The following is a 4,878-nucleotide window of genomic DNA, read 5'->3' on the forward strand; positions in this document are numbered from 1 at the left end:
TGGAAGCCGGAGCTGGGCAACGACAAGGGCGAGTTCTTCATCGGGGACCTGCTGAAGTTCGCCGGCGCCAAGATCAGCCCGTAGTGGTCATGGACCCAACTCCGGGGCCCCCGCGAGGGGGCCCCTTTTCCTTCCTTGGATCGGAGCAGAACGGATCATGCACGCACTCGAGCCCAGCCATCCCTCGTCGACGCCGCAGGGGAGCGGCGACGCCCGTGAGGCGCACGCGATGGAGTTGCTGTGCATCGGCCTGTCCTACCGGACGGCGCCCGTGGCCGTGCGTGAGCGGCTGGTGATGTCCGAGGAGCGGCGGGTGGAGTTGCTGCGCGGGCTCGGGGAAGCACCCACCGAGGCGCTGCTCATCTCCACCTGCAACCGGGTGGAGCTGTACGTCGCGGCACGGGATGGGGCCCAGGCCCGCCAGCGCCTCCGGGAGGAGCTGGGCCGGCTGGGAGGCCCCGAGGTGCTCGAGCACCTGTACGAGCACCAGGGCGAGGCGGCGGTGACGCACCTCTTCCGGGTGGCCTCCAGCCTGGACTCCATGGTGCTGGGCGAGGCGCAGGTGCTGGGGCAGGTGAAGGACGCCCTGGAGCGGAGCCTGGCGGCGGGCACGGTGCGCGGCGAGCTGTCGCGCATGTTCGCCGCGGCCTTCCGGTGCGCCAAGCGGGTGCGCACGGAGACGGCCATCGGCATGGCGGCCACGTCCATGGCGAGCGCGGCCGTGTCCCTGGCCCGGACGGCCCACTGCGGGCTGGAGGGCAAGACGGTGTTGCTGGTGGGCGCTGGCGAGATGGCGGAGTTGGCCGCGCGTCACCTGGTGCAGGCGCGGGCGGGCCGCATCCGGGTGGTCAACCGCACCCTGTCGCGCGCAGAGGCCCTGGCGGCCCGGGTGGGCGGCACCGCGCATCCCTTCGAGGAGCTGTTCTCGCTGTTGGCCACCACGGACGTGGTGGTGAGTGGCACCTCGTCGCCGGTGCCCCTCTTCACCCGCGAGAACATGGCGGCGGTGCTGGAGGCCCGCGCGCACCGGCCGCTCGTCATGGTGGACCTGGCCGTGCCGCACGACATCGCTCCCGAGGTGGGCGAGCTGGAGGGAGTGCGCGTCCGGGACGTGGACGACCTCCAGCGCTTCGTGGCCGGCAACGAGGCGGCCCGCGTCGAGGAGGCCGGGAAGGCCGAGACCCTGGTGGCCGAGGAGGTGGCCCGCTTCGTCCGCGACCGGGCCGTGCGCGACGGCGTGCCCGTGCTCGCCCGGCTGCGCCAGCACGCCGACACCATCGCCCGCGCCGAGGTGGAGCGCACGCTCGCCACGCTCGGCGAGGGGCTCTCCGACAAGCAGCGCAAGAGCGTCGAGGCCATGGCGCGCGCCATCATCAACAAGCTGCTGCACGAGCCCACCGCCCGGCTGCGGGCAGCGGGCACCGAGCACGAGGACGCCCAGCTCGCCAGGACCACCGCCGAGCTGTTCGGCCTGCTCGGATAGTTGTGGGACTCCTCCCGCGTCCCCTTAGAATCCCGCGCGAGAGGATTCCATGTCGACAACCCCTACTCCGAGTCCCCGGCCCCGCCACGTCCTCATCGCTGGAGGAGGCATTGGCGGGCTCACGCTGGCCTGCGCGCTTCGCCGGGCGGGCCTGCGCGCCACGGTCTTCGAGCGCGCCGAGGTCCTGCGTCCGGTGGGCGCGGGCATCACGGTGCAGATGAACGCCATGGCCGCCCTGCGCACCCTCGGGCTGGCCGACGAGGTGGCGGCGGCCGGTGCCACCTTCAACGCGGGAGACATGCGCCAGCCCTCCGGCAAGGTCCTCACGCACTTCACCTTCGACGCGCTCCAGCGGGAGTTCGGCGTCCCCGTCATCGGCATCCACCGGGCGCGGCTCCAGGCGGTGCTGCTCGCCCATGCCGGGGAGGAGCACGTCCACACGGGCCGCGCGGTGACGGCCGTGCACGACGACGGCCAGCAGGTGACGGTCGAGCTGTCGGACGGGAGCACCGCCACGGGAGACGTCCTGGTGGGCGCCGACGGACTGCACTCGGTGGTGCGCCGCGGGGTGCTCGGGGACACGCCGCTGCGCTACTCGGGCTACACGAGCTGTCGCGGCGTCACGCGGGCCGTCTCGCTCGTGGAGAACCCGGGCCACAACTGGGAGACGTGGGGCCCCGGTGCCCGCTTCGGCCTCGTCCACATCGGGCACGGGGAGCTCTACTGGTTCTGCACCTGGAACGCGCCGGCTGGGGGCAAGAACGAGCCCGGTCGGGCCCAGGCCCGGCTGCTGGAAATCTTCGGCGACTGGCACGCCCCCATCCCGGGACTCATCCAGTCCACGCCCGAGGAGAACATCATCCGCTCGGACATCAACGACCGCGTCCCCGTGGAGCGCTGGAGCCAGGGCCGGGTGACGCTGCTGGGAGATGCCGCGCACCCGATGACGCCCAACATGGGCCAGGGCGGCTGCCAGGCCATCGAGGACGCCGTGGTGCTCGCCGGCTGTCTGGCCCGGGAGGCGGAGGTCCCCGCCGCGCTCGCCGCGTACGAGCGGCGCCGCATCCAGCGCGCCAACGGCTTCGTGTCCCAGTCCTTCCAGCTCGGGCGCGTTGGCCAGCTGGAGAACGCGGCCGGACGGTTCGTGCGCGACACGCTCACCCGGCTCGTGCCGGCGAGCGTCACCGCCCGCCAGCTGCGCGCCGTGATGGACTTCACGCCCTGAGCCCAAGCCCTCAGAGCGACTTCAGGTACTCGAGCAGGTCGCGCTTCTCCTCGTCGGACAGCTGCGTCCCATACGGATGTCCTTCGTTGCTGTTGCCGGACTCCTTCACGTTGAAGACGAAGGCCAGCTGTCCGGAAGGCAAGGGCACATAGCCGGCCGCGTTGGGGTCTTGCGGCGTCACGGTGGCATAGCCGACCTTGACCGGGTCGTACTCCCAGCCCTGGAGGATGAATTGCGCCGGGCGCTTCGCCGGCGGCTGGAGGAGGTCCCACAGCGTCGGCACGGAGCCATTGTGGAGGTAGGGCGAGGTCGCCCAGACGCCGTAGAGCGGTCGGGACACATACCCCAGGCTGGCTCGCCACTGGACGCTCTCCCGCTCGAACCGCCGACGCTCCTCCTCGGAGATGACGTCGCGCTCATTCGCCTGGCTCTCGACGTGCGTGAGCAGCTCCCACAGCGCGGCGTAGAAGGGGAAGCGCCCCTCCTGCGACTGGACCTCCGCCGCGAAGTTCAGCGCTCGGTTTGGATCGGTCCGCACCTGCTGCCAGGGCACGGGCTCGATGTCGGGTCCGTGGCAGCTCCCGCATTCCCGCTCGAAGAGCACGCGTCCCCGCCCGAGGCGTGTCGCGTCCGGAGCCCCGAAGAGCTCCCGCGGCCACGCGGGCGCCTTCATCTCGTGGGAGAGCCTCTCGAGGTGATCCAGATCTCGGGGGCGGATGGAGGAGTCATGGGTCTTGCGATTGACGGTCGCCCCCATGCCCAGGGACTGGCCGATGTTGCGCTGCATGATCGAGTTGGTATTCCCGTCCCAGTGCAGCCACGTCTGGTTCTGGAACTCCCAGAGGCACATGAAGCTCACCGGCGCATTGAGCGGCACGGCCTTGGCGTTCTGTGGACCGAACAGCATGCTCCGCGCCACGCCAAAGGCGTCGACCCGGCCAGGGCCCGCCGCCGTCATCTTCTCCGTCACCGCGCAGTGGCGCCCCAGGTACACCATGTGTCCTTGCAAGAGCCGGAGCGCATCGGACACGGTGCGGATCTGCTTGCGGCTCACATCATGGACGTACTGGTCCACCAACATGTCCATGTGGGGAGGACACTCCTCCTTCTTCTGCGGCTGGGTCGACAGGAACCACTCCACCTCGTCCGCGAGCTTCTCCCGCGCATCCCGATTGCCATCGGGCGTGAGATCGCTGTCGGGGTAGGCCGCCTGGAGCCGCTCCGCGAGGCTCCCTCCTGACACCCCGGGAAGCCGTTCGGACAGCCGCTCGAGGAAGGCCGCGAGCTGGGTCTTGTCCTTGAGCAGTGCCCCCATGACCGCGATGGCCTCCAGGTTGAAGACCTCCAGGTTGATGAGGCTGGGTGCCCCATCCACCCGCACCTTGCGTCCCTGGTAGTGGAACTCGCCGACGTGACAGGCCGCGCAATTGAAACCCACCCGCGCATTCGGCTGTCGCTCGGTGACCGGGGTGATGGCAAGACCCACTGGCAATCCCTCGGGGCCGTTGGGATCCGGCAACAGGCCGAACCGCTCGGGGTTGTCGATGAAGGCTTGGAAGCCGGTCACCTGGCCCCGCAGGCTGGCGAGGCTCGGAATCGAGCGGAGGACGGAGAGCCAGAGGTGCTCGGTGCCCTGGGCCTGGTGGTAGAACGTCTCCGAACCGCTCCCCCCCGCGAAGGGAGGCGGGGTCATCAATGACGGGGACGGTTGGGAGAGGGGTGGAGAGGGTTGAGGAGGGAGTGGACGCGGAGCCGAGGCACAGCTCCCCAGTCCCCCCGCGAAGACACACCAGACGAGCGCCCCGAGCGCCGCTGGAACCGTGAGTCTCACCGCACCACGACGTACCCCACGGAAGCCTTCCATGCGCTATCTCCCCCTCATTTTGGAAGGAACAGAACACCCACATCAGAAACATTGGGATGCAGGTGTGCGGCAGGTTCGGCAGACAACCAGGGCATGACAAGTGCCCGAGCAGGTGGCTCAGCCCCTGGTCGGAGGAGAAGCGCCGCCGCGTGACAGCGGCGTCGTACCGGAGGGCGGGTTGCGCTGTCCGCTCTTCCGCTTCACGGAGTATTGCGAGGCGGCGGGGCGCCAAAGTCCAAGGTGTACTCACGCGCACCGCGAGACAGCTTGCGCTCCAGGCGCTCGACGCGGCGGCGCAGTGCGTCG

Annotated in this window: 3 protein-coding genes; 2 read left to right on the forward strand and 1 reads right to left on the reverse strand. The window is 70.2% G+C overall.

Features of this window, described 5'->3' with window-relative positions; translation table 11 throughout:
* Window positions 1-229 precede the first annotated feature (229 nt).
* Both hemA and VF697_RS01845 read left to right on the forward strand, forming a co-directional pair.
* On the forward strand, window positions 230-1,483 hold the full coding sequence (gene hemA / locus VF697_RS01840) for a glutamyl-tRNA reductase (protein ID WP_414641223.1): 1,254 nt from the start codon (window positions 230-232) through the stop codon (window positions 1,481-1,483).
* A gap of 49 nt (window positions 1,484-1,532) precedes the next feature.
* Window positions 1,533-2,708, forward strand: coding sequence for an FAD-dependent monooxygenase (locus tag VF697_RS01845; protein WP_331091652.1), 1,176 nt, complete (start codon window positions 1,533-1,535; stop codon window positions 2,706-2,708).
* A gap of 10 nt (window positions 2,709-2,718) precedes the next feature.
* On the opposite strand, the gene VF697_RS01850 is transcribed toward VF697_RS01845, so the two are convergent.
* Entirely contained in the window at window positions 2,719-4,401 is a 1,683-nt protein-coding gene (locus tag VF697_RS01850) for a di-heme-cytochrome C peroxidase (protein WP_331091654.1), read from the reverse strand.
* Window positions 4,402-4,878 lie beyond the last annotated feature (477 nt).

It is taken from the genome of Archangium sp. (assembly GCF_036388035.1).
Lineage (GTDB): Bacteria > Myxococcota > Myxococcia > Myxococcales > Myxococcaceae > Archangium.

What these genes read in the sequence shown, in the direction of transcription:
- hemA (WP_414641223.1), top strand. Translation starts at nt 230, where the DNA reads ATGGAGTTGCTGTGCATCGGCCTGTCCTACCGGACGGCGCCCGTGGCC.
- VF697_RS01845 (WP_331091652.1), top strand. Translation starts at nt 1,533, where the DNA reads ATGTCGACAACCCCTACTCCGAGTCCCCGGCCCCGCCACGTCCTCATC.
- VF697_RS01850 (WP_331091654.1), bottom strand. Translation starts at nt 4,401, where the DNA reads ATGACCCCGCCTCCCTTCGCGGGGGGGAGCGGTTCGGAGACGTTCTAC.